Genomic DNA, 23252 nt, shown 5'->3' on the forward strand with positions numbered 1-23252 from the left:
GCGAGAACGGTACTTTCGCCCGATCCGTCACGGCTGTGTATCGGCGAACGTGAAGCCATGGAACTCTTCGGCGGGCTGCCGCTCCCCCTTTCCCTCGCGCTCCTGGCGCTGATCGACGGGTTGAGCGTCGGCACTCTCCTCATCCCGGTCTTCCTCCTGCTGCATCCGGGACGAATCCGTGCCGGTCGCATCCTCCTCTACCTCGCCACGATCGCCACGTTCTATCTTCTCGTCGGTCTCCTGTTCCTCTGGGGATTGGTGAACCTCGTCGACGTGGCTTCCGCCTTCCTCGCGTCTCCGGCCGGGCTCATTCTCCGTCTCCTCGTAGGAGGCGGGCTCCTGATCACGGCCTTCGTGATGCCGACGGGCGAGAAGACGGCGAAGAGCGGGTCCACCGAGACGATCGCTCGGCCGAGCGTGCCCGCCGCACAGGAGGAGGCCGGCGGCCGGTCGCCGATGACACCCGACCCACCCACCACGACGACGACGGCCGGCACCCGCCCCGGACGCATCACGCGGTGGCGGGAGCGTCTGCTCGATCCGCGCACCCGGGGGACCGCGGTGATGGCGGTGGCGATCGCCGCGGGTGTCGTGGAGATCGCCACGATGCTCCCCTACATCGTCGCGATGACGATGCTCGCGGACGCCGGGATCGACACCCCGCTGCGTGTGATGTCGCTCGTCGGATACTGCGCGCTGATGATCCTGCCCGCGATCATCCTGCTCCTCCTCCGCCTCGTCGCCGCGCCTCTGGTGCAGCGACCGCTCGAGCGCTTCGCCGCGTGGATGCAGCGCACCGGCGCCGAGAACACCGCCTGGATCATCGGCATCATCGGATTCCTGATCGCGCGTTCCGCCGCCACCGAGCTCGGACTCTTCTAAGCCATCGGCTCGTTCCCGGCCGCCGCCGTCGACGGTGCGGCGAGGCACCTCCCGACGAAGTAGGCTCGACGGGTGCGTCTCGTCATCGCCCGCTGCTCGGTCGACTACACCGGTCGGCTCAATGCCCATCTCCCGCTCGCCACGCGTCTGCTCGTGCACAAGGGAGACGGGAGTCTGCTCGTGCATTCCGACGGCGGAAGCTACAAGCCGCTGAACTGGATGAGCCCGCCGTGCTCGCTGTCGAGCGAGGTTCCCGGCGAGGAAGAAGCGAGTGCCGGCGTCGTCGAGGTGTGGCGCGTGACGCACAAGAAGACCGGTGACGCACTGCGCGTGCAGATCTACGAGATCATCCACGACACGTCTCACGAGCTGGGCGTCGATCCCGGACTGCAGAAGGACGGCGTCGAGGCCGACCTGCAGCGGCTCCTCGCCGAACAGGTCGAACGCATCTCGGAGGGCGCGACGCTGGTGCGTCGCGAGTACCCGACGGCGATCGGACCGGTCGACCTTCTGGTGCGGGATGCCGACGGGGCCGCGATCGCCGTCGAGATCAAGCGACGCGGCGACATCGACGGCGTAGAGCAGCTGACCCGTTACCTCGAGCTGCTGGGCCGCGACCCCCACCTCTCCCCCGTCCAGGGTGTCTTCGCCGCGCAGGAGATCAAACCCCAAGCCCGTGTTCTCGCCGAAGACCGGGGCATCCGCTGCCTGGTGCTCGACTACGACGACATGAAGGGCATCGAGTCGGGCATCCCCCGCCTTTTCTGAGTCGTTCCGTCAACGCGCGGCCATAAGCCGCGGCGTCGGTCCTTCCAGCCGCGCGATCGCGATCTTCACCTCGAAGATCTCCTGCTCGATGCGCGTGAACCGCACGTCGAACTTCGCATCTTGCGCGTCGAACCTTGCGTCGAACCTCGCGTCCACTGCCGCGAACCGTGCGTCCATGCGACTGATCATCCAGCCGAATCCGCTGACCGTGGCCACCAGAGTCGTCGCCCCGGTCGCCAAGATCGTGATGATTTCCATCGACACGTACATGCCCCCCATTCTCACCCGCGAAACCGCCGTTGTCACGACCTTATATGGAGACATTTCGTGTTCACATAAGGTGTGCATAAGGTCCTTAGGTGCACACCTGTGCAGGAAGCACGGTCATCCTCTCGCGGCACCCTAGGCTGGGAGCATGTCCCACTCCCCCTACTCCTGCGTACTGTGGGACGTCGACGGCACCATCGTCGATGCCTCCGTCGGCATCCTCCGTCGGCTGAACACCGCGCTCACGCACTTCGGCCACCCCGCGCCGACACGCGAGGAGCTGGTGCACTGGATCGGGCCTCCGATGTTCCAGTCGTTCCAGGACCAGGCCGGGATGACCCCGGAGCAGTCCGCCGAGGCAGTCGCCTTCTACCGCACACTCGGCAAGGCAGACGGGTACACGACCGACGTCGCGACCTACCCGGGAGTGACCGAGCTCATCAACGAGCTCCATGCCGCGGGTGTCCCCCAGGCGACGGCGAGCTCCAAACCCGAGAACCAGGTGGACGCACTCGTCGACCATTTCGGCCTCCGCCCGGCATTCCTCACCACCGTCGGCGCGACGCCGGATGAGGCGACCCTCGCATCGAAGACCGACATCGTCGCCGAGGCCCTGCGTCGCCTGCGCGACCTGGGCGCCGACACCTCGAATCCGGTGCTCATCGGCGACCGGCACCACGACGTCGAGGGAGGCGCGGCCAACGGCGTGCCGGTGATCTTCGTCGAGTGGGGCTTCAGCGACCCCCATGAAGGAGACGACGCCGCATTCCGCGTCGGCTCCGTCCCCGAACTGCGCACGCTGCTGATCGGCAGCTGACCGCGAGCCGGCGGTCAGCGGGCACGTCGCTCATCGTGCCCGTGCGACCTCATCGCCCGGCAGAAGCACAGAACTCCCCGACGGAGTGCGCTCGTGACGCGCTCCGTTCGGGGAGTTCTGTGTCTCGCCCGTCTCAGACGGGGCGAATGTTCTCTGCCTGCAGGCCCTTGGGGCCCTGCGCCACATCGAACTCGACTCGCTGGTTCTCTTCGAGAGACCGGTAGCCGGATGACTGGATGGCGGAGTAGTGCGCGAAGACGTCAGCGCCTCCGTCGTCGGGGGAGATGAAGCCGAAGCCCTTCTCCGAGTTGAACCACTTGACCGTGCCCTGGGTGCTCATGTACTGCCTGTTCTGCTGGGTAAAAAGCCGACGCAGGGATGCCCCGACACCGCTAACGCTAGTGGAGGAGGCCCGGAGAGGAATAGCCGCGGCAAGAAGGTAATCCAAATGTTGCATGAGCGGCACACGGCCGTGATCCGGCAGGCGGGCGCGTGGGAGGGGGCATGGACGCCGCCCGGAAAATGGTGTGGCCCTCACCGCGGGGGGAGCGATGAGGGCCGAAGACGACCGGAGGGTGCGTCAGAAACAGCCTAGCTCCTTTTCGGAGGTCTTGTCCCCCTTTTGGGGGACAAATCCGAAAATCGGTGAGGACGACGATAGCGGCCCCCTCGAGTAGCCCATTGGGGACTGAACTACTCGAGAGGGCCCAATCGCATGCACGGATCGTCTTGGCCCTGGGGTGGCTCTTCCGTCTCCTGGGGAGAGACGGGGACGATCAATCCCCGTGTGCATGCACCTTCACCATAGGGGAGGAGGCCCGATCCCGCCACGGACGCCACCCCGGTGAGCTCGAACACGGCCGGAGTGCGGATCCCGCGCGGATCATGGGTTCCGGGCGGAGATGGAGCGAACAGCACGCGAGTAGCCTGAAGCGGTGACGCTGCTCAACAAGGACATGACACTGTGCATCTCGCTGTCGGCGCGGCCGAGCAACAACGGGACACGGTTCCACAACCACCTCTATGAAGCGCTCGGGCTGAACTGGATCTATAAGGCCTTCGCGCCGACCGACCTCGCGCAGGCCATCGCCGGGGTGCGGGGACTCGGCATCCGCGGCTGCGCGATCTCGATGCCCTATAAAGAGGACGTCATCGCGCTGGTCGACCGGATGGACCCCTCCGCCACGGCGATCGACTCCGTCAACACCATCGTCAACGACGAGGGCGTGCTCACGGCGCACAACACCGACTACACGGCGATCGCGCAGTTGATCGCCCGCAACGAGCTCGATCCCGCCGCGTCGGTCCTGCTCCGCGGTTCGGGAGGCATGGCCAAAGCGACCGCGGCGGCTTTCCGCGACGCCGGGTTCGGCGAGGTCACGATCGTCGCCAGGAACGAGACGAACGGACGCGGACTCGCGGCGTCGTACGGCTTCGACTGGCGTGCGGACGTCGCGGACGCGACCGCCGACATCCTGGTCAACGTCACGCCGATCGGGATGACCGGCGGACCGGACGAGCACGCGCCGGCGTTCTCCGACACTGCCGTCTCGACGGCTTCCGTCGTGTTCGACGTCGTCGCACTCCCGGCGGAGACGCCCCTGATCAGGGCGGGACGAGCAGCGGGAGCGACGGTGATCACGGGTGCGGAAGTGGCTACCCTGCAGGCGCTCGAGCAGTTCGTCCTGTACACCGGCATCCGCCCGACCGCGGCGCAGGTGCAGGCCGCGGAGGAGTTCATGCGCGCGGGGACGCCGTGATCGCCGCGACGATACCTGGGTAGCCTAGGCGCATGAGCGCGCCTCGCACCGTACGAAGAGACATCCCCCGACGGACGACCGCCGCCCTGGCCACGGCAGCGGTCATCACCCTGACGCTGGCAGCCTGCACGGGCGGGGAAGCGACGCCGACGCCCGACGGGAGTCAAGGATTCCCCGATGACGGGTGCACGCACATCGCCATCGCGACGTCGTCGGAGAAGGTCAACATGCTCGACGAGCTCGCGACCGCCTTCAAGGACTCACCGGAGCACGAGGCGCTCGACACGTGCGCCACGGTGCGCCCGACGAACGTGTCGTCCGGAAACGCCGCGCGCTACCTCACCTCGGGCGAGGACTGGCCGAGCGACGACCGCGCCCTGTGGCCGACGCTGTGGTCGCCGGCGTCGACCGTCTGGACCGATCGCGTGAGCGCAGCCGCCTCGGCGAACCTCGTCGGCTCGCCGGCATCGTTCACGCGCACGCCGGTCGTGTTCGGGATGCCCGAGCCGATGGCCAAGGCCCTCGGCTGGCCGGACGAGCCGATCAGCATCACCGACCTCGAAGGCCTGTGCCAGGACCCCGACGGGTGGGGGAGCGTCGGAAAGGACATCTGGGGCGCGTTCAAGATCTCGAAGACGAACCCGAACACCTCGACCACCGGACTCTCGACCATCCTGATGCAGTCCTATGAGGCATCGGGCAAGGCGGAGGGACTCACGTCCGCAGACGTCGACGCCGCTGCCGACTTCTCGCGCGTCTTCGAGGAGTGCGTGATCCACTACGGCGACACCACGGGAAACGTGCTCTCGACCCTGTACGACGAAACGCAGAACGGCGCCAACGGCTCCGCGTACGTGTCGGCCGTGGCGCTGGAGGAGACGTCCCTGCTCAACTACAACAAGGGCAACCCCGACTCCCACACCGTCCAGCCGGGCGAGACGCTGACTCCGCCGAAGACGAAGCTCGTCGCCGTCTACCCGTCCGGGGGCTCGATGTGGTCCGACAATCCCGTCACCGTGCTCGGTGCCGACTGGGTGACAGCGGAGCAGCGCACCGCGGGTGAGGCCTTCGCAGCCTTCCTGCAGACCACGGCGGCTCAGGAGATCCTGCCCGAGTACGGCTTCCGCCCGCTCGACGAGTCGGTCCCGCTGGGCGACCTGTTCACCGCCAACTTCGGGGTCGACCCGGCACAGCCCCGCGTGACGCTGCCCAAGCCCGAGGTCGACGTGATCTCGACCGCGATCGACCAGTGGACACAGGTGCGAAAGCCTTCGTCGGTGCTGGAGCTCATCGACATCTCGGGCTCGATGGACGAGCCGATCGGCGACGGACGCTCGCGCCTCGACGGTGCGATCCAGGGCGCGCAGACGACCCTCGACCACTTCCGCTCGACCGATGAGGTCGGGGTCTGGGCCTTCACGACGGATGTCGACTCCCCAGAGGGCGAGGGCATCCAGGTGCTGCGCCGCGTCACGCCGCTGGGCGCCGACGGCGAGAAGCTCGACTCCTCGCTCGATGACCTCCGGTACGCGCAACGCAACGGGACGCCCCTGTACGACGCCGTCCTCACGGCGTACGAGGCCATGAGCGAGCGGGCAGAACCCGGACGCATCAATGCGATCGTCGTCCTGTCCGACGGGGAGGACACCGACTCCTCCACGTCCCTCGACTCCCTGATCGCGAAGATCGGCAAGAGCACGAAGGAGGGGGGCACCGACGCACCGGTGCGCATCTTCCCGATCGCCTACGGCTCCGGTGCCGACACCTCGGCCCTGCAGCGCATCGCCGACGCCACCGGAGGGCAGATGTTCGACGCCTCGGACGCCGAACGCATCGACCTCGTCTTCGCTTCCGTGATCAACAACTTCTGAGGTGGGCATGATCAGCACCACGACATCCGGTTCCGGCTGGATCGATGACGCGATCGCTGGTCTCGGCGCGGGTGACGTGTACGTGTCGCCGGATGTCTCCGACAGCTCCGGGCTGACCGAAGCGCTGACGGGAGTCGTGCCCTCCGACGGATCGGTCGCGGTCGTGGTGCTGCCGAAAGACGCCGGCATCGACAGCCCGTACAGCACCTACATCCTCGAGAAGCTCGTCGGTGCGACCGATCAGCCGACCGTGGTGCTCGCCATCGGAGACGACCTCCAGGCCGCCTCGAAGGCGATCGAGAGCGAGCAGGCCCTGTTCATCGCGAACACGAACGAGACGGCCGCAGACGGCGACACGCAGACCGCGCTGGTCGAGACCGTGCAGCAGATCGTCGACGAGACGCCGTCCGCGCCGGGAGCGGGTGCCAGTGGGGGAGGAGCGGACTGGCTGCTCCCCGTGATCATCGGCGGCGCCGTGCTGGTGGCCGCCGCGGGGACGGCGATCGGCGTGCTCGCCCGGCGACGTCGCAAGCCCGAATCCCCTGCGACGGCGGATCCCGTGCCTCCCGGCATCCGACTTCGGGTGAATCGTCTGCGCGAACTCCGCAGCGACTACGCGAATCTGCCGAACTCCCCGACCTCTGCGGAGACGGCACACGGCATCGATACCCTCGCCTCGCACGTCGAGCAACTCTTCGTCCGCCTCGACGCCAAGGCGGAGGCCGACCAGATCGTGCTCGCGGAAGCCGAGTACTCCGACAAGCTCGCACGCCTCGTCGCGGCGCTGGAGCCCGACTACCTGCTCGATCTGCTGACGCGACCCGACCTGTGGGACGCCCCGGACGAGCGCATCGGCGAAGTGCGCGAGGCACTGACAGGCGTGACCACGCAGATCGTCGACAACATCAAGCAAGTCAACGCCCGCACGGGTCTGCGCTTCCAAGTGTCGTTGGATTCCCTCATCGGCCGCTCGGAGTTGCGCGACTGGGAACGGCGGTTCCGGCAGAGCTCGGGGGAGTGAGGGTGAGATGAAGACCATCGGAGTGCTCGGAGGAATGAGCTGGGAGTCGTCGCTCGAGTGGTATCGGCTCGCGAACGAGCGCGTGCACGGGCGGCTCGGCGGTCACCACTCGGCGCGCATCCTGCTGGACTCGCTCGACTTCGCCGTGATCGAGGATATGCAGGCGCGGGACGACTGGGACGCGGCGGGTGCTCTGCTCGCCGATCGTGCACGAGCGCTCGAGGGCGCCGGCGCCGAAGTGCTGGTGCTGTGCACGAACACGATGCACCTCGTCGCGGATCGGATCCAGAACGCGGTGACCATCCCCTTCCTCCACATCGCCGATGTCACCGCCGAGGCGATCGCCGCCTCCGGGATGCAGACGGTCGGGCTGCTCGGTACGGCGTTCACGATGGAGCGTCCGTTCTACGCCGAGCGCCTCGCGACCCACGGCATCCGCACCATCGTGCCGGAGGAGGACGACCGGGTGGCCGTGCACTCCGTCATCTACGACGAGCTCGTCCACGGCGTGATCCGCGAGGAATCACGCCGACGCTACGTCGAGGTGATCGAGCATCTGGTGTCGCGGGGAGCCGAGGGCATCATCCTGGGCTGCACCGAGATCGAACTGCTCATCTCGGCCGCGGACGCCCCCGTTCCGGTGTTCCCGACGACGGCGCTGCACGTCGACGCCGCGGTCGATCTCGCCCTCGGGAACTCATCCACGCCGTGAGTGCCCGGCGGAGGCGACGCGACTCGGCCCCGTCACCCCCGCCGAACGGGAGTTCACTCAGCCCTTCGCGCCTTTGCGGGGCTTCAGGAACTCGTCTGGTGCATTCTTCTCGCGCTTGGCCGCGCGCTTCTCCTTGAGCGTGAGCTGCGGCGCCTTCTTGCTTCCTCGACCCTGGATGGACTTGCCTGACATGGTTGCTCGCTTCCCCTTCTGTGGCTGGCGTAACCTCTGACCATAGCCCGTTGCCTGCGGAAGTCAAATTACTTTCTGACCGGGTTGTTTTTGCTACACTGGACACCGCTGAGCACGACGTGGACACAGCGCTGCGACGGGGACGACCCCGGCCGCGGTCACCAGTCGGGGACGACCCCACCTCGAAGGAGTCCAGCGATGTCACGCACAGCGCTCAGACAGTTGATCAGCGGCACGGACATCGTCCGCATCGTCCTCGGATGGGGTGCCTTCGCGGCTCTCCTCCTGCTGCACCCGGTGTTGGCCGCCCCCGTGGCCGCCCCGGTCCTCGTGATCGCCCTCGGCGCGATCATCGCCGTGATCCTCGTGTGCGCGTTCGGTGTGGTGAAGCAGGCCGAGGCCCTCGCCCATCGACTCGGCGACCCCTACGGCTCGCTCGTCCTGACGCTGTCGATCGTCCTCATCGAAGTCATCCTGATCTCGGCGGTCATGCTCGGCCCGGGAGAGCACGCCACCATCGCGCGCGACTCCGTCATGGCCGTCGCGATGATCATCCTGAACCTCGTGATCGGGCTCGCCCTCCTGCTCGGCGGTCTCCGCCACCGCGGCATGGCGCACAACCGCACCGGCACGTCGGCGTACCTGTCGATGCTCATCGTCCTCCTCGCGCTGGCCTTCGGCCTCCCGGCCCTCATCGGCACGGACGGGTCGTTCACGACCGCGCAGGAGATCCCGATCATCATCCTCACCGTCCTGCTGTACGCGTTCTTCCTGTACCGGCAGATGGGTGCGCAGGCGAGCGACTTCACCGAGGTCGATCCACGCCTGCTGCAGAGCCCGCAGCACCAGGAAGAGTCCGAAGCCGGCGGAGGCATCCGTCAGGTCGTGGCCGAGCACCGCACCGAGGTCCTCGTCCGCCTCGCGCTTCTGGTGGTCACCGTCATCCCGATCGTGCTGCTGTCGCACGACATGGCGGCACTCCTCGATGACGGTCTGGGTCGCCTGGGCGCCCCGGTCGCCCTCGCCGGAGTGCTCATCGCGGGCATCGTCTTCCTCCCCGAGTCCATCACCGCCGTGCGAGCGGCCCTCGGCGGAGAAGCCCAGCGGGTGAACAACCTCTGCCATGGCGCCCTGGTGTCGACGGTGGGACTCACCATCCCCGCGGTGCTGATCATCGGCATGTTCACCGGCCAGACCGTGGTCCTCGCTGAGTCGCCGGCGAACCTGCTGATGCTCGCCGTCACCCTGCTGCTCTCGGTGACGACCTTCGCTGCCCGGCGCGTGACCGCGACGCACGGTGCCGCACACCTGGTGACTTTCGCCGTCTACCTCGTCGTGCTGTTCAGCTGAGGCGTCGACCACCGATCGAACGGAACGTCCACCTAGACTGGCCGCTGTGAGGGCGACCCAACCACCATCGGCGTCTGCCACGATCGGCGCCGTGACGTGGGGACGCCTCTACTTCGCCGTCCAAGCCGCCGCCGGCACCGCCTGGTGGGTCGCGGTGTTCGCCCTTCCGGCCGTCCGCACCGCGACGCTGGGCGCGCTCGACTTCCGGATCGTCGCCGCACTGGACATCCCGTTCTTCGTGATCGCGTCGGCCCTGGTCGCGTGCGGTGTGCGGATGGCCGTCTGGATCGCGGCACCGTGGACCGTGCTGGTCGCGATCGGAATGGTCGCATATGCCACGGTGACGGCGACCGCGGGCTGGGGTGCCCTCCTGATGGTGGCGGCAGCGGCGGGATCGTCAGCGGCCGCGGTCGTCCTCCTCCTGAGGCGCGTGCCCTCGGAATGGCTGCTCATCGGGCCGTTCCGGTTCCGTCCGGCGGCGGAGGCCAGTGCCAGGACGCTCGTGTCGAAGACCACGCTCCAGACCCTGGTCTTCTCGGGGACGTTCCTCGTGGCTCTGCCCGCGATCATCGCCGGTTTGGAGTGGCGCTGGGGACTGCATCTCGCCTTCCCCCCTGCCGCCCGCGTCGGCGGAGCCGTCCTGTTCGTCGCGGCGTTCGCGCTCTCGACCTGGTCCTCCACTGCGATGGCCGTGCAAGGGGCCGGCACACCGTTGCCGTCCTCGACGCCGCGCCGGCTCGTGATCACGGGCCCCTACCGCTTCGTCCGCAATCCGATGGCGATCGGCGGGATCGCACAGGGCGTGGCCATCGGTCTGATGGTCGGCTCCTGGCTGGTGATCGTCTATGCGCTCAGCGGCTCCCTCGTGTGGAACGCGCTGGTCCGCCCGCTCGAGGAGGCCGACCTCGAGGAACGTTTCGGATCGGCGTTCCGCACCTACCGCGAACGGGTCTCCTGTTGGATCCCGCGACGACCGCTCATCGCGTCCGCGGGCTGAGCGGTACCGAAGCGCCGCCGACCGATCAGAAGTCCGCCCGCGAGGAGGAGCAACAGCCCGATCCCGGCGAACAGAGACGCGGAAGGCCCATCGAGACCCGTCGACGGCAAGCCACCGCCACCTCCCGGATCCTGATCCGGATCCGGAGGCAGGACCGGATACACGTTCGTGATCGCGGCGATCTGCGAGAACGGCGGTTCCGCTCCCTCCGTGGCGGGCGTGGTGATCGTCACGGTCTGTCCGTCGTTGATCCGGGAATCCTCTCCGAACGCGCCGACAGCTCCGGTCTCGGAGACCTGACACACCGACCCGAGAGGAAGTCCGTCCAGACGCGTGCGCAGGTCGCTCGCGCTCGAGACGCTGAGGATGCCGTCGTCCGGCAGCACCAGCGGGACCCCGGCGACCGTGCACTCGACCAGGAACTCGAAGACATCCGGCGCGCGGTCGGCGTCACCGGCCACGACCTTCTGCACCGCGAGGTCGCCGTCCAACAGCGTCACCCCGGCCTGCACAGGGGCCACGGAGTACTCCCGCCCGCCCGCATCCGTCCCCACGGCGCCCATCTGGTTCCACGCGAAGCCGCCGGCGTCGGGAACGGTGATCGGAGCGAGGTCCGGGTACGCGGTCGACTCCGGGACGTTCTGCGTCTCGTAATGCAGCGCGAGCACCTGACCCGGCGCGAACGCCCCCTGGGCGGTGCCCGTGAAGTCGATCGTGACCCGGATACCGGTGACCTCCTCCCACGCTCCCGTGTACGAGAGCACCGGCACCCAGGTGGCGGTGGTCTCACAGAGCAGATCACCGAACCACGCAGAGCTCGAGCCGGTCCCCACGCACGGCGACGCGGACGTCGTGACATCGAGCGTCAGGGTCGCTCCGCTGGGGAGGACGTTCGCGGCGAGCGACTCCGGAAGGAGCACCGGGTCGAACGTGCTGTTGCGTGCGCCACCCGTCGCGAGCATCCGGTCGCCGATGCGCGGCAGGGGATCCACGATCGACACGGTCTCGAAGCCGACGGTCCCGCTGTTCACGACGGACAGCCGCCAGTCGTCGGTCGCGCCGACCGCCGTGTAGGCAGCGCACGGCGTGCGGGTGTATCCGTCGGGGTCCAGCGGGCAGGCCGCGTCGGGGTTGTTCAGGTTGACCTGACCGTCGACCAGATCACCGTAGATCTCACCCTTGACGTACTTGTACGCGGCGAGGGATCCGCCCGGCGACGGCTGCACGTAGTTGGTCGTGCCGCACTGATCGGGGCCCAGGTCGGGCACCGTGCCCTCGCCGTTCCCGGACGCGTTGGTGCACGCGGTGAGCTCTTCCTCGGTGGTGACGACGAACGTGTTGGTCGTGAAACCGTCGAGAGCGAGTCCCGGAGCGAGCACGAGGTTCACGGTGATCGTGAAGACCTCACCGGGTGACATCCGGTTCCCGCCGTCCGGCCAGGTGAACGTCACGTTCTTCCCGGTGTCGTCGATCAACGCGGACACGTCGGTCGACAGCGTTCCACCTGCCGAGGTCTGGTAGATCGGAGGGGAGAAGTCCCAATCGAGGTACTCGGGGAGCGTGTCCTCGAGCTGGTCGATCGTGAGGAACCCCGTCCCGGTGTTCGTGAACTGCAGCGTCCACGGGAGGCTCGCACCGATGGAGACGACGTGACTCGATCCGGGCTGCGACTTGACGACGTCGATCTGGTGCGTCCCGGGGTCGATCGCCAGTTCGGCGTCGGCGTCGGCATCTGCGTCGGCGAACAGCCCATCGAGCCTCTCGCTCACGACCGTCGCCGCGTTCGGCAATGCGGACGGAAGAACGAGCGCGGATCCGTCGCGCTGGGTCGCCAGCACAACGACGTCGAAGGCGAGCTGCGCGGTCCAGTCCTCCGGAGGGGCCGTTCGTGAGAAGACCTCGCCGGCGGCGTTGCGGAACACCGCCCGGAGACCGATGATCTGCGCCGGGTCCGTGCCCGCGGGGAGTGCCGCGGTCGCCGCGAACGCCCCTTCCACCCAGGTGGCGCCCACGAGTGCATCGACCCGCACCTGATCGGCGCCGGCGGGCAGCACGGTGCTCAGCGCCGGGTCGGGCGCGAGCTGCACGCCGTTCCAGAAGTCCGCGTCGGCGTCCGTGATGGTCACCTGCTGGGTGGCCGCGGTCGACGCGCCATCCGTCGCCTCCAGCGTCACGGTGACGGGGTCGTCGAGCTCGGTCTCGAGGATCGCATCCGGATCGATGCTCTTCGCGAGGGTCGCGTCGAGCAGAGCGCTGACGAGGACCACCGTGTCGTTCGCTGTGTCGCTCGGAGTCGAGGCGTTGCCGGAAGGCGTCAGCACGGGGTCGTAGGACTGGGCGATGACGTCGTTGGCGACGGTGCCGGGCTCGACGAGCTGATCCGCATCCGAGCGCTCGAACTGTCGCACCTTGGTGACGATCTCGATACCCAGATCCTCGCCGGCACGGATGCTGCCGCCCTCGGTCGCCGGATCGATGCCGTGGAAGACGACGCTGACCCCGACCACCGTCGCGAGCGCATCCGTGGCGAGCGCTCCCGCGTCGGTGAGGGAGAGCGTGCGGGTGCTGAGCGTCCCGTCCGCCGCGCGGTCCCACAGGGTGACGGTCGAGGCGTCCGGGTCGACCTGGTCCGCCGGGTAGGTGAAGGAGAGCGACTGCACGTCGACCCGCTCGTACGGGTTGGTGTCCGGGTCGTAGTCCGCACCGTCGAACGGATCGTCCGCCCAGGCATCCGGTGCGCTCACACACTGGTCCGCCGCACCGGCGACACAGGGGATCGGGTCGGTCACCCGCACGTAGGAGGCGCGCGCCGTGCTGTCGTTCCTCGCCTCGATGTCGAAGGTCACGTTCGGATAGTTCGCGGGATCCACGTCGGCGGACTCCGGAATCGTCACCGTCGCGGGGGTGACCGTCTTGTCCACCGAGACGAGGGGAGGCTGGTCGATGAGGGTGATGTTGTCCTGCTCGATGTCGCTCCCGTTCCCCGCCGCCGACGTCCAGTCGCCGCGCAGGCTGTTCCAGACGATGCCGGGGTCGGGGTCGTTGAACGTCTCATCGGCGCTGACCCACCGGTCCGCCGTCGCGGTCTCGTCGCGGACGACGTTGCGCAGCTCCCAGGTGAGGAAGGTCGGCCGGTACTGCCCGACCGCCGACGTCGCCAGTCCGGAGCCGGGTTCGGGTCTCGTCGGATCCGTGCTCGCGGCCCGTGCGGCATCGTCCGGCTCATAGATCATCAGGACACCCGTGGTGCCGGCGGTCTGTTCCGGCGTGAGGGTGTAGCCGACGAACCCGTCCGCCCCCATCCAGGAGCCCCCGGGTGCGGCGATCGGGGTCCATGCACCGTCCACGAACAGCCAGACCTCGGTGATGTCATCCCACGCGAGCAACGGGTCGTCCTCGAGGGTGACCGGATCGACGCTCAGCAGATCGAAGGCCTGGAAGACGGTGCTCGCCGGCCCGGGCGGATCCGAGTCCGGGGTGGTGGCGGGATCGGTGAGCACGAGGGTGTCGATGCCCCTGGTCCCGGTCCGCCACTCGTTGCGCGTCGAGACGATCGCGCCGGACTGCGCATCGAGGAAGTCGACATCCGTGGTCTTGTCGCTCGTCTGGACCCACCGCTTGTTGGCGTCGATGCCCACGCCCTCGTCCGTGGCGGGGGTCTGGACGCCGATCGTGTCCTGATCGGTGACGACATCGCTGTCGATCCCGTCCGGAAGACCGTCGACCTCACCGTGGCTCTGCGCGCTGGCCTCGTTCTCGTAGACGGTGGGCACCTGTGCCGACTGTTCGTCCTCCGGGTCGTCCCGGGGGTCGGTGGGGCCGGATCCGTCGCGCAGATCGGTCCGCGCATCGAACACCAGGTTCGGCACGACGCTGAACCCCTGCGCGAACCCGTCGGGGTTGTCGAACGTGAAGCGGATGCCCGTGACATCCGAGGGCACGTCGGGTGGGGTGAGTGCGGCGGCGAACTCCGCGCGGCTCATCTGGAACGTCTCCGCAGTCGCGCCCGTGCTGACCGTGGCGAGAGTGACCCAGGAACCGTCCGGACGCTGGTACTCGACGGTGGCCGTGGTGTTCGGCGGAACCTGGGTCGGCGCGATCGCCACGATGTCGAAGGCGTTCCAGAAGTCGTCGGTCTGGTCGTCGCGCCAGGAGTCCTCGACGACGATCTGGGTCGAATCGACCTGTGCGACGCCGGTCTGGGTGGTCGCGGTCAAGCTGGCGACGACGCTGTTGCCCGGCTCGACCGCGCCTCCCGGTGTGATCTGCTTGTCGAGCGCGACGCCGATCTGCGGATAGTAGACCCCGATGTCATCGGACGCCTCGCTGTCGGCGGTCCCCACGTCGTTCGTCGCCGTGACGTCGATCGTGTTCGTGCGCTGATGCGTCGGTGCCGCCTCACTGACGAGTGACAGCCCGGGCTCGATGGCGACATCGACGGTCGCCACGGTGGTCGCCGGGATCTGCCCCGTGAACTCGATCACGAAGCCGGTGACCGTGCCCGCGGGCGGTACCGGGGAGGAGCCGTCCGCGAAGGCGACCGGGGCCTGCGGAACTCCGTCGATGTACCAGGTGATCGTGCCTCCGGTGGCGCCTGCCGGGTAGTCGATGCCGGAGGGGAAGCCGCCGAAGACCATGTCGGCGTCGAAGAAGCCCACGTCGGAGATCGTCAGGCTCTGCACGGGGCCGTTCGACGTGTTCGTCGCCGTCAGCTCGGCCGAGGCCTCTCCGCCCGCAGCGAGTTCGGCGGGGGTGATCGTCTTGCCCGCGAGCACATCGACGGTCAGCGCTCCGATCTCGTAGGGAGCCGTTGCGACATCGCTCTCCGTCGCGCCGCCGGGAGCGTTCACGGTGGAGGTGATGCTGTTGGTGACCGTGTCGCCGCCCGCCAGCGAACTGTCGTCGTTGCGATCCGTCTCGCGCTGTTCCACGACGAAGGCCGTCGAGGCGGCGGCGTCGGACTCGACCGTTCCCCCGGCGTACGTCAGCCGGATACCGCCGACATCCGCCGGATCCGTCCCTGCCGGAAGAGCCGGGGTGGCGGCGGGCGTGCCCGGCTGCCAGCTCCAGGTGCCCGCGACCTCGTCGTAGGTGTAGACGTCGACCTGCACCGTGGTGGCCGCAGGAGGCAGACTCGTCGCGCCGAATCCCTGGAAGTCGACGATGCGGAAGGGGTTGTCCGCGCCGAGCGTCGTCGCCCCGTCCACCGCGCTGGTGGGCTCCTGGATCACGAGCGAATCGGCCCCGACGTTCGACTGGTTCTGCGCACCCATCGTGATGGTCGAGGTCACGCCCGGGTCGAACTGCTGGGATTCGGGCAACCAGCTCTTGCTGGCTTCGACACCGATGACCGTCTCGACCGTGACGACGGCGTCCGCACTGTCCTGGATGGTCGCCGGAACGTCTCCGGGACCGTTGTCCCAGTCCGCGGTCGCGGTATTGGTGACGGTGTCGCCGTTGTACGCCCAGTCGGCCGGAAGATCCAGGGGCGCGCGCAGCACGACGCTCAGCTTCAACGTCCCGCCTGCTTCGAGTCCGATCCCGCCGTCCACCGGCTGCTGGAAGACGACCTGGACCGTGCAGTCGTCGCTGACCTCGACCGGCACGCCGCCTTCTTCGACGCACCCGGTCGTCGTCGCGGTCAACGGGAGCGTGGAGGGCGTGTACGAGGAGCCGACGAACTGGAAGCCCGCGAACTCGGCGGGCAGCGTGTCCGTGAGAACGACGTTGAGGCAGTCCACGTCGTCACAGACCAGGTCGACCGTGTAGGTGAACTCGTCGCCGGGTTGGAGACTGTCCTGCGTTTCCAGATCGTCGACGCGCTTGTCGATCCGCAGCGACGACTCCACGGCCTGCGCGGCGAGGGGAACGGCGAACCCGGCCCCGACGAGTCCGAAGATCGCGACGAGAGCGAGCAGGAGGCGGCGCAGTCGGTGTTCAACGGGTCGAGACGTCGTGGACATGGTGCTCGTTTCGTGGGGAAGCCGCAGGGCAACGAAGGCGTGCGTGTCGTCTGGAGTTTAGGAGCCGAGATGGTTCTCTACCAGGGGTTGTGGACGCTCTCTCACCCGCGCGGGGTGAGGACGACCACGACCTCTGGGATAGTGGCCTCACACGTGACGTTCCGCACTCCAGGAGGACCCATGACCCGCACATACGTCATCACCGGCGCGGCATCCGGCATCGGCGCCGCGACCGCAGAGTTGCTCCGCGCACAGGGACACACCGTGATCGGCGTCGATCTCGCAGGCGTCGAGGTGTCCGGAGACCTGTCGACCGCCGAGGGTCGCGCCACCGCGGCGGAGGATGTGATCGCTCTTGCAGGCGGCAGCATCGACGCGGTCATCGCCTGCGCCGGCATCTCCGCACCGATCGCGAAGACGGTGGCGATCAACTACTTCGGCGTCACCGAGTTCCTCACTGCACTCCTGCCGAAGCTGAGCCTCGCGGATCAGCCGCGCGCCGCGGTGGTGTCATCGATGGCATCGCTGCACCCGGTGTCGGCCGAACTCGTCGATGCGGCTCTGGCCGGCGACGAGTCCCTGGCGCTGACGATCGGCGACCGACTCGCAGCCACCCCCGAGACCGGCTACGTCAACTACTCCTCGAGCAAGCGCGCCCTCTCACGCTGGGTGCGCCGCGAATCCGTCTCGACGGCGTGGGCCGGAGCCGGCATCCCGCTCAACGCCGTCGCCCCCGGCACGGTCACGACGCCCATGACCTCAGGCCTGCTCGCGAGCCCCGAGGGCCTCGCCCAGGTCGACGCCGCGGTGCCGATGCCGCTCAACTACCACCAGCCGGCTTCGTCGATCGCCGAGCTCCTGGTGTGGCTGACGAGCCCGGCGAACACGCACATGGCCGGCCAGACGATCTACTACGACGGCGGGGCCGATGCCGTCCTGCGTGGAGACGACATCTGGTCCTGGAACGACGCCCCGCGCGGGTGATGTCGCTTGATCGATCCTGCGTCGGCGACAGGAGGTGACTGTGGGTGAAGTGAAGATCGAAGTGGTCGATCCGCAGACATCGACGGGGTCGCGGTCGGCGCGGCCGAAGCGCACGTGCACCCTGGCGATCCCGCCGAGGTCGAGATCGCTGTCCGCGATGATCACCGGCGGCGCGGGATCGGCGGGGCACTGCTCCGCGCCGTGAGGGAAGCACTGCGACCCTCGGCCACGGTGATCCGCGCCGAGACGTATTCCGATGACAGAGTCTCGTTCGCCTAGTCCGCTGGACTGAGGGTCGGCAGCCGCGAGAGCCGACAGATCGTCGGCCTTCCGATATCCGAAGGAACGCTTGCCGACCAGGACGAACATCCTGACGACATCGACATCCGCTCGTGGTCCGGGCCCTGTCCCGATGAGTTGCTCGAAGGGTGGGCGCGACTTCGATCACGCGTGTCGGACGAGGTGCCGATGGGCACTCTCACCCGCGCGACGATGCGCCCTGATGTCCAAGCCGTCCGCCGCAACGAGCAACGTATGTCCGAACAGGGATACATCCTGGTGCGGAGTCTGGCGCGTGCGGGCGAGGAATCCGTCGGGTACACGGAGATCCTGCTCTCCCGCTCTGATCCCGAGATCGTGCATCAGGACGACACCTTCGTCGAAGAGCGGGTGCGCGGTCGCGGCGTCGGACGCGCGCTGAAAGTCGCCAACGCCCGTCTGCTCATGGGCCTTCCGGAAAGCGCCGGATCACGGATCCTGCAGACCTACCCCGAGCCGACGAACACACCGATGCTCACGACGACGTCTGGTCATGCGACCGCGGTTCCCTCGAGTTCGGCCATCTGCCCGGGGATGGCGAGGCGTGCGACGCCGAGCATCGTGGTCGTAGGGGCGACGCCGGCAGCGCCGAGCCTCCCGGCCAGAACTCCGTAGTGCGGAAAAGTGCGTCCACATGTACATCGAGCCGACCAGTAACGTGCGTGTGGTGCACCTCGAAGAGGCCTGGACGAGCCTCAGCGCCAGCCGGCTCTCCGAGAGGCTCGGCGCCTAACACCCCGTTAAGGTCACGAGAGGGCCACGCTGGGCCTCAGGTACCTCCCTCAGGGAAGTTTTCATCCGCCAGAGATGACTCCGAGCGCGCTGGAGCGCGAACTCGCGCAGGCTCGGGAACGGCCCCGCCTCCTCTTCGGCCCCCCCGCTCAAGGCGGCGGAGGCCGTCCTCGCCTACGTTATGCCGGGCTGCGCCCACTATGCCTCACATCGGATCCAGATGGTCTGAATCCCTGCAATGAGTCCAAGCCTGGCACTTCAGCGGGCTCAACTCGCGCAGTCCGCCCCAAACGCTGCGGAACAGGCCACCCGCCCAGAGTTACCGGAGCTTGCGACTTACCTCCAGGCCAGTGCGCCGTACCCGACCAGGCTCGCGGCGAAGAGCGACAGCGCCCCGGCGTAGACCACCAGACGCACCCTCGTGTGATGGGTCACGAGAGCAACGAGCGGAGACAGGACTGCAACAGCCGGCAAGAGAAACCCGAGTGTCGTGACGACCGTGAGTGTCCCAGATCCCGAGGAATCGTGGAGGACGCTTGCTGCCAGCACGACGGCTGCGGCGATGAGGACGGCACCCAGGTCGCCGAGCAGAATGACTCCGATTCGATCAGAGAACCGCGTGATCAGCCCGCCCAGTGCTCGTACGCCCGCGCCGGCCGCGAACGCGGACATTGCCGCCGTCGCTGCCGACGAGAAAGTTGCCAGCGAAGCCCCGGCCGCCGCCCAACTGACGAGACTGATCACGCCCGAGATGACTGCAATCGCCGCCCCCGCAGTGAGGACATGCTCTGCGCTCGACGCATGTGGCTGCAGCCGGGGTTCGCTAGTACTCATCAGTAAACGGCACTCATTTCATAGAAGTCGAGCGGGCAGAAGGCGTTGCCCAGAAGGCACTGGAAGCCCTGGTTCGCCCGCCGAGAGATCACGCGCCAGACGTTGTTGCCGGTAGCGTTCGTGAACGCACCGTACAACTCGTGAGCTGGGGCCGGAAGCCGGTACCCGTTCGCGGTGATCGTTCCGCTGCGGTAGAACTGTACCCATTCTCCGTAGCTGATCTTTCCACCGTAGGCCACGTCGAAGAACTGGCATCCGGGGTTCCCCGCGTTGTGCCGCAGGTAGATCTGCGCGTAGGAAGCGCCGGCCGACGGCTCCTCGAACTTCATGTTGTCCATGTTCGCGTAGAGGGTGCGTTCTACGACACCGTTCTTGAGGACTCGTGTCGGGCCGACGTTCTTAACGGTCAGGACGTCGTACGGTGCAGGGTTGTCCCAGTTGATGTTCACGAACATCAGCGTCCGGTAGTTCGCGGGGCCCCACGGCTCGTCGATACCGGGCATCACCCACGAACGATTATCGCCGCCGAACTCATAGGCGAAGTTGACCCAGTTGCACTGCGCTCCACCGACGCGTGCGTCCGGAATGAACGTCTTGTGCACGAACTGGTTGTAGTAGGGCTGGTACGTCAGCGGCGAGATCAGGCGGTCCTCGTCCCTCGCCTCTGATCCGGTGAAGGTGGTGACACTCATAAGCCGACTAGACGTCTGCTCGAGGCCATCAGCGGTCCGCGCCGCCCCCGACGTCGCCAGGAGCTCAACGGAGTACTCCTGCCCCGGGTTGAGATCAGTGAGCACGAGCTCGCCCCCGCGGCTGGAGCCCTCGAAAGCCCCGTCAACGATGGCATCGAACCCTGCGTTGTCCGGCCAGGCAAATGATGCAGTGCTCGAAGTTGTCGCGACCACACTGACGGTCGTCCAGTTCTTCGGATCGAGGTCGAGCGGGGCTGCCTCGAGGGTCTCCTCCTGGGGCCCGGGCTCAACTTCGCTATACCCGCTCGGCGCCTCGTCGGCGCCGGAGTCTGCGTCCTCCTGCAGTCGTTGCATGTCCTCATCGGAGAGCCCTGAGGACTGGATGATGATCTGCACCGGCTCTCCGGAGGCCGTGCGACCGGTGATGGTGCGCTCGGCGATGTCACCAGCCTCGGTTTCAACCTCAATGGGTTGCCCGTCTTCCGTCTGGTAGACGCCGTCCATCGCACTCATCGCGTCAACCGTGATGCTGTCGGTTCCCTCCGCTTCCTCCGCCTGGGCGGACTGGATGCCGCCTCCGATGAGCGCGGCAACAATGGCAGCGCTCACCCCCATCGCCCAAGGTCGCATTCGTCTGTCGGTGCGCACGTGCCCTCCTCAACGGATCCCCCTGTGGGATTCCTCCCGGCACGCTAACGGCGTAAGGGTTTCGGGCGCTGTCCACCATTTGGCCGACATTGGGAGAGGGCACCCAGCCTTGCCAGGCGACGAGCGCTCTCCGCAGGAAAGCAGAACGAGCTATCTGTCTCAAATTCTGCGCTCACATCTTCGGGCGCGTGTACCTGTCGATGCTTACCCCCCAGTCGCCGGTGAAGGTGGTTGTCACGAGGTCGGAAGACTCCGTGCCACGCTGCACCATCAGCGCTCTGACGGAGCGGGTGATGACCTTCTGCCCATCTCCCGCCCGGCTGTCGCAGATCATCTCCGAAATGATCTCCGGGCTCGGGGCCATCGACCACGGCACGTATGAGCCGGCACTGAGCGCTCCCGGAAAGCTCGTCGGCGCCGACGCCAGCAAGCCTACCGGCGTCGCCCGAACGGACTCGCAGTGGTGCTGGGATGATCACCTCTGGCTCAGCCTCGAAGCGAAGAGTGAGCACGCTCCCGCAGGCCTCATCGGCGCGGACGACGTACGGTAGGTCAACGGGCATCTCGGCCTTGTCGCCCATGACCGCGACGTCGCAGCGATCCCCACGGGAAGCGCCGCAGTGATGATCTCCCCGCGAACTCTCGTGAACCGGACAGCCATGGCTCTCGCCGAGCCCGGTACATGGCGAGTCACGCCGGCAAACGTGCTCGCGCTGGCCGTCGACGTGGAGCGTTTGTGGTCTCACCTCCAGACGCTGCGACCCTGGACGTCAAGGCGCGGCGCGCGCCGGTCGCAGAAGCATTGAAGAATGCTCGACTGACGCCGGAGGACATCGTTGACCGCCTGACTCTGACGCCCCTGGGCGACGAGAACAGCGCCAGCGAATAGCCTCACCGCATGTGTGTGCGTCGATTATGGAACCAGACGGTGACTGCCGGACATCTCGAAGTATGGGGTCCACTGATCTAGTAGCTCTTCGGGAGCAGTGCTTCGCCCTCATCGAAGCGCACTTCAAGCGACCGGACGTCAATCCGGTCTGGCTCGCCCAGGAACTGTACGTGTCCCGACGGCAACTGGACCGGGCGTTCGCGGGCGGTCCCGGTGTCGCGGAGATCCTCGGGCGGCGCCGCCTGAAACAGGTGGTGATCATGGCCGCCCGCAACCCCACAGTGTCGATGTCAGTCATCGCCGTCCATTGCGGCTACGGCACGTACGAGACGTTCCGTGCGCAGTGCCACCGGTACCTGCACAGGACACCTCGTCAGGCACGCCGCGACCTCAACGTCACCCTCGCCGCCTGAACCGTGCCTCTCACACGCGTCATAGACTCGAAGAAGGTCTGGATGTCGGCCGAAGCGTGTGAGGTGAGATCGTGTCAGAGTCGGGTAGATCCACAGACGGCGAGCTCCTCTTCCGACTATCCCGCGGTGACGAGCCGGCGTACCGGTTGCTGCACGACCGCCATCAGGCACCGGTGTTTCGGATGTCGCTCGTGCTGATGCAATCCACGTGGGATGCCGAGGAGGTCGCCGCCACCGCCTTCTTCGAACTCTGGCGCAAACGCGACAAGGTGCGCATCGTGGACGGCTCGGTGTTGCCGTGGCTGCTCGCGACGACGTCTTTCGCTGCCAAGAACAGTCAGAGAAGTCGCCGCCGCTATCAGCGATTGCTCAATCGGATACCGCACGACGACCACGTGCCCGACCATGCCGACGAGGTCGCACAGGCGATGGATTCCCTGAAGATCTCGCAGAGCGTGCGTGACGCACTCCTGGAGCTGAACCACCGCGAGGCGAGCGTCGTGATCCTCTGCGTCATCCAGGAGGTTCCGCTTGCAGAGGCTGCCGTCGTCCTCGGCGTGCCTGCGGGGACGGTGAAATCCCGGCTGTCCCGAGTGAAAACCAGGCTGCGGGGAGCACTGCAGCAGTACGCTCCCACATCAGAGGAGGCCCGCGCGTGACAGACCGCATGCCGCATCATCGCGAAGTCCAAGGTCTCCTCATCGAGCAGATGCGCCACGACCTTTCCCGTCCGAAATGGTGGAAGACCATCTGGGGCCGTGCCGCCATCGCCGGCGGTATTCTCGCTGTCGCCGGCGCAGGTGTCGCCGCTGTGGTGCTGCTCGAGGAGAAGCCCGTGACTGAGACCAGCGTTGTTCACTGTCTCGAAGGCCCGTATCGCAACTCCGACGGCACGCTGTCTGGTGCAGCGGCGAGTGTCGCCACACCAGACGGCGTTATTCCCATCACGGACGCCGAGGCACTCTGCGTCGATATGTGGGAAGGGGGCGCCTTCGAGGATCATGACCCGCTGGACGCCACACCGTCGTCTGCAGTCGCGCCGAAGGAGTTCACCACGTGCGTCACCGACGAAGGTGAGGCTGCGGTCGTTCCCGGCATCATCGAATGCTCAGTGCTGAGACTGCACCCGTTCCAGGATTGAG

General features: G+C 67.3%; 21 protein-coding genes and 1 pseudogene. 15 read left to right on the forward strand and 7 right to left on the reverse strand.

Annotated features, from left to right (window positions below; all coding sequences use genetic code 11):
* Positions 1-57: 57 nt before the first annotated feature.
* Both E0W80_RS05380 and nucS read left to right on the forward strand, forming a co-directional pair.
* Positions 58-882 carry a GAP family protein gene (locus tag E0W80_RS05380; RefSeq protein WP_131491611.1) on the forward strand — a complete coding sequence of 275 codons (825 nt, stop codon included), beginning with the start codon at positions 58-60 and terminating at the stop codon, positions 880-882.
* A gap of 72 nt (positions 883-954) precedes the next feature.
* Entirely contained in the window at positions 955-1650 is a 696-nt protein-coding gene (nucS, locus tag E0W80_RS05385) for an endonuclease NucS (protein ID WP_047522024.1), read from the forward strand.
* A gap of 9 nt (positions 1651-1659) precedes the next feature.
* On the opposite strand, the gene E0W80_RS05390 is transcribed toward nucS, so the two are convergent.
* Complete coding sequence (locus E0W80_RS05390; protein WP_131491612.1) at positions 1660-1920, reverse strand: response regulator; 261 nt, start codon at positions 1918-1920, stop codon at positions 1660-1662.
* Positions 1921-2065: 145 nt separating this feature from the next.
* On the opposite strand from E0W80_RS05390, the gene E0W80_RS05395 reads away from it, so the two are divergent.
* Positions 2066-2734, forward strand: coding sequence for an HAD hydrolase-like protein (locus E0W80_RS05395; protein WP_047522029.1), 669 nt, complete (start codon positions 2066-2068; stop codon positions 2732-2734).
* 133 nt (positions 2735-2867) lie between these two features.
* Here the strand turns inward: E0W80_RS05395 and E0W80_RS05400 are convergent, their stop codons facing one another.
* The gene (locus E0W80_RS05400; protein WP_017203899.1) at positions 2868-3074 is read right to left on the reverse strand and encodes a cold-shock protein; all 207 of its coding nucleotides are present in this window, start codon (positions 3072-3074) and stop codon (positions 2868-2870) included.
* Between the two features lie 595 nt (positions 3075-3669).
* Between E0W80_RS05400 and E0W80_RS05405 the strand changes: the two genes are divergently transcribed.
* The 4 genes from E0W80_RS05405 to E0W80_RS05420 are packed head-to-tail and all read left to right on the forward strand — an operon-like array spanning position 3670 to position 8098.
* On the forward strand, positions 3670-4494 hold the full coding sequence (locus E0W80_RS05405) for a shikimate 5-dehydrogenase (RefSeq protein ID WP_261811773.1): 825 nt from the start codon (positions 3670-3672) through the stop codon (positions 4492-4494).
* 32 nt (positions 4495-4526) lie between these two features.
* A complete protein-coding gene (locus tag E0W80_RS05410; protein WP_131491613.1) occupies positions 4527-6365 on the forward strand; it encodes a substrate-binding and VWA domain-containing protein in 1839 nt (612 codons plus the stop codon).
* A gap of 7 nt (positions 6366-6372) precedes the next feature.
* Positions 6373-7386, forward strand: a complete 1014-nt coding sequence (locus E0W80_RS05415) for a hypothetical protein (protein WP_131491614.1) — start codon at positions 6373-6375, stop codon at positions 7384-7386.
* A gap of 7 nt (positions 7387-7393) precedes the next feature.
* On the forward strand, positions 7394-8098 hold the full coding sequence (locus E0W80_RS05420) for an aspartate/glutamate racemase family protein (RefSeq protein ID WP_131491615.1): 705 nt from the start codon (positions 7394-7396) through the stop codon (positions 8096-8098).
* Positions 8099-8155: 57 nt separating this feature from the next.
* Here the strand turns inward: E0W80_RS05420 and E0W80_RS19485 are convergent, their stop codons facing one another.
* On the reverse strand, positions 8156-8290 hold the full coding sequence (locus E0W80_RS19485; protein WP_256535463.1) for a hypothetical protein: 135 nt from the start codon (positions 8288-8290) through the stop codon (positions 8156-8158).
* Positions 8291-8488: 198 nt separating this feature from the next.
* Between E0W80_RS19485 and E0W80_RS05425 the strand changes: the two genes are divergently transcribed.
* Both E0W80_RS05425 and E0W80_RS05430 read left to right on the forward strand, forming a co-directional pair.
* Complete coding sequence (locus E0W80_RS05425) at positions 8489-9640, forward strand: calcium:proton antiporter (protein ID WP_131491616.1); 1152 nt, start codon at positions 8489-8491, stop codon at positions 9638-9640.
* Between the two features lie 46 nt (positions 9641-9686).
* Positions 9687-10637: an isoprenylcysteine carboxylmethyltransferase family protein gene (locus E0W80_RS05430; protein WP_240740463.1), complete on the forward strand. Its 951-nt coding sequence runs from the start codon at positions 9687-9689 to the stop codon at positions 10635-10637.
* Here the strand turns inward: E0W80_RS05430 and E0W80_RS19100 are convergent.
* The gene (locus E0W80_RS19100) at positions 10577-16600 is read right to left on the reverse strand and encodes a DUF5979 domain-containing protein (protein ID WP_165875398.1); all 6024 of its coding nucleotides are present in this window, start codon (positions 16598-16600) and stop codon (positions 10577-10579) included. The two genes, E0W80_RS05430 and E0W80_RS19100, sit on opposite strands and share 61 nt — an antisense overlap.
* Before the next feature lie 180 nt (positions 16601-16780).
* Here E0W80_RS19100 and E0W80_RS05440 point away from each other — a divergent pair, with 180 nt between their 5' ends.
* Both E0W80_RS05440 and E0W80_RS19345 read left to right on the forward strand, forming a co-directional pair.
* Complete coding sequence (locus E0W80_RS05440; RefSeq protein WP_131491617.1) at positions 16781-17584, forward strand: SDR family oxidoreductase; 804 nt, start codon at positions 16781-16783, stop codon at positions 17582-17584.
* A gap of 78 nt (positions 17585-17662) precedes the next feature.
* Positions 17663-17863 (forward strand): GNAT family N-acetyltransferase, encoded by a 201-nt coding sequence (locus E0W80_RS19345; protein WP_276320533.1) that lies wholly within the window; start codon positions 17663-17665, stop codon positions 17861-17863.
* Positions 17864-18393: 530 nt separating this feature from the next.
* Here E0W80_RS19345 and E0W80_RS19540 read toward each other — a convergent pair.
* The 3 genes and pseudogenes from E0W80_RS19540 to E0W80_RS05455 all read right to left on the reverse strand — a co-directional run.
* Positions 18394-18622 (reverse strand): annotated as a pseudogene (locus E0W80_RS19540) (hypothetical protein); the annotation flags it as partial.
* Between the two features lie 348 nt (positions 18623-18970).
* Positions 18971-19468 carry a hypothetical protein gene (locus E0W80_RS05450; protein ID WP_131491618.1) on the reverse strand — a complete coding sequence of 166 codons (498 nt, stop codon included), beginning with the start codon at positions 19466-19468 and terminating at the stop codon, positions 18971-18973.
* Positions 19468-20769: a hypothetical protein gene (locus E0W80_RS05455; RefSeq protein ID WP_131491619.1), complete on the reverse strand. Its 1302-nt coding sequence runs from the start codon at positions 20767-20769 to the stop codon at positions 19468-19470. Before E0W80_RS05455 ends, E0W80_RS05450 begins: the two co-directional genes overlap by 1 nt.
* Positions 20770-21062: 293 nt before the next feature.
* Between E0W80_RS05455 and E0W80_RS05460 the strand changes: the two genes are divergently transcribed.
* The 4 genes from E0W80_RS05460 to E0W80_RS05475 all read left to right on the forward strand — a co-directional run bounded on the left by E0W80_RS05460 (position 21063) and on the right by E0W80_RS05475 (position 23251).
* Positions 21063-21359, forward strand: a complete 297-nt coding sequence (locus E0W80_RS05460; RefSeq protein ID WP_131491620.1) for a hypothetical protein — start codon at positions 21063-21065, stop codon at positions 21357-21359.
* Between the two features lie 400 nt (positions 21360-21759).
* Positions 21760-22110, forward strand: coding sequence for a helix-turn-helix domain-containing protein (locus E0W80_RS05465; protein WP_165875399.1), 351 nt, complete (start codon positions 21760-21762; stop codon positions 22108-22110).
* A 71-nt stretch (positions 22111-22181) separates the two neighbouring features.
* On the forward strand, positions 22182-22769 hold the full coding sequence (locus E0W80_RS05470) for an RNA polymerase sigma factor (protein ID WP_131491622.1): 588 nt from the start codon (positions 22182-22184) through the stop codon (positions 22767-22769).
* On the forward strand, positions 22766-23251 hold the full coding sequence (locus E0W80_RS05475) for a hypothetical protein (protein ID WP_131491623.1): 486 nt from the start codon (positions 22766-22768) through the stop codon (positions 23249-23251). The genes E0W80_RS05470 and E0W80_RS05475 overlap by 4 nt, the downstream gene beginning before the upstream one ends.
* The last annotated feature ends 1 nt before the right edge of the window (position 23252 follow it).

The sequence above is a fragment of the Microbacterium sp. PI-1 genome, from assembly GCF_004337555.1.
Taxonomy (GTDB): domain Bacteria; phylum Actinomycetota; class Actinomycetes; order Actinomycetales; family Microbacteriaceae; genus Microbacterium; species Microbacterium aurugineum.

Bases quoted from the DNA above. Each gene is read 5' to 3' on its own strand.
- E0W80_RS05380 (WP_131491611.1), top strand. From the start codon at position 58: ATGGAACTCTTCGGCGGGCTGCCGCTCCCCCTTTCCCTCGCGCTCCTG.
- E0W80_RS05390 (WP_131491612.1), bottom strand. From the start codon at position 1,920: ATGTACGTGTCGATGGAAATCATCACGATCTTGGCGACCGGGGCGACG.
- E0W80_RS05395 (WP_047522029.1), top strand. From the start codon at position 2,066: ATGTCCCACTCCCCCTACTCCTGCGTACTGTGGGACGTCGACGGCACC.
- E0W80_RS05400 (WP_017203899.1), bottom strand. From the start codon at position 3,074: ATGAGCACCCAGGGCACGGTCAAGTGGTTCAACTCGGAGAAGGGCTTC.
- E0W80_RS05410 (WP_131491613.1), top strand. From the start codon at position 4,527: ATGAGCGCGCCTCGCACCGTACGAAGAGACATCCCCCGACGGACGACC.
- E0W80_RS05415 (WP_131491614.1), top strand. From the start codon at position 6,373: ATGATCAGCACCACGACATCCGGTTCCGGCTGGATCGATGACGCGATC.
- E0W80_RS05420 (WP_131491615.1), top strand. From the start codon at position 7,394: ATGAAGACCATCGGAGTGCTCGGAGGAATGAGCTGGGAGTCGTCGCTC.
- E0W80_RS19485 (WP_256535463.1), bottom strand. From the start codon at position 8,290: ATGTCAGGCAAGTCCATCCAGGGTCGAGGAAGCAAGAAGGCGCCGCAG.
- E0W80_RS05425 (WP_131491616.1), top strand. From the start codon at position 8,489: ATGTCACGCACAGCGCTCAGACAGTTGATCAGCGGCACGGACATCGTC.
- E0W80_RS19100 (WP_165875398.1), bottom strand. From the start codon at position 16,600: ATGTCCACGACGTCTCGACCCGTTGAACACCGACTGCGCCGCCTCCTG.
- E0W80_RS05440 (WP_131491617.1), top strand. From the start codon at position 16,781: ATGACCCGCACATACGTCATCACCGGCGCGGCATCCGGCATCGGCGCC.
- E0W80_RS05450 (WP_131491618.1), bottom strand. From the start codon at position 19,468: ATGAGTACTAGCGAACCCCGGCTGCAGCCACATGCGTCGAGCGCAGAG.
- E0W80_RS05465 (WP_165875399.1), top strand. From the start codon at position 21,760: ATGGGGTCCACTGATCTAGTAGCTCTTCGGGAGCAGTGCTTCGCCCTC.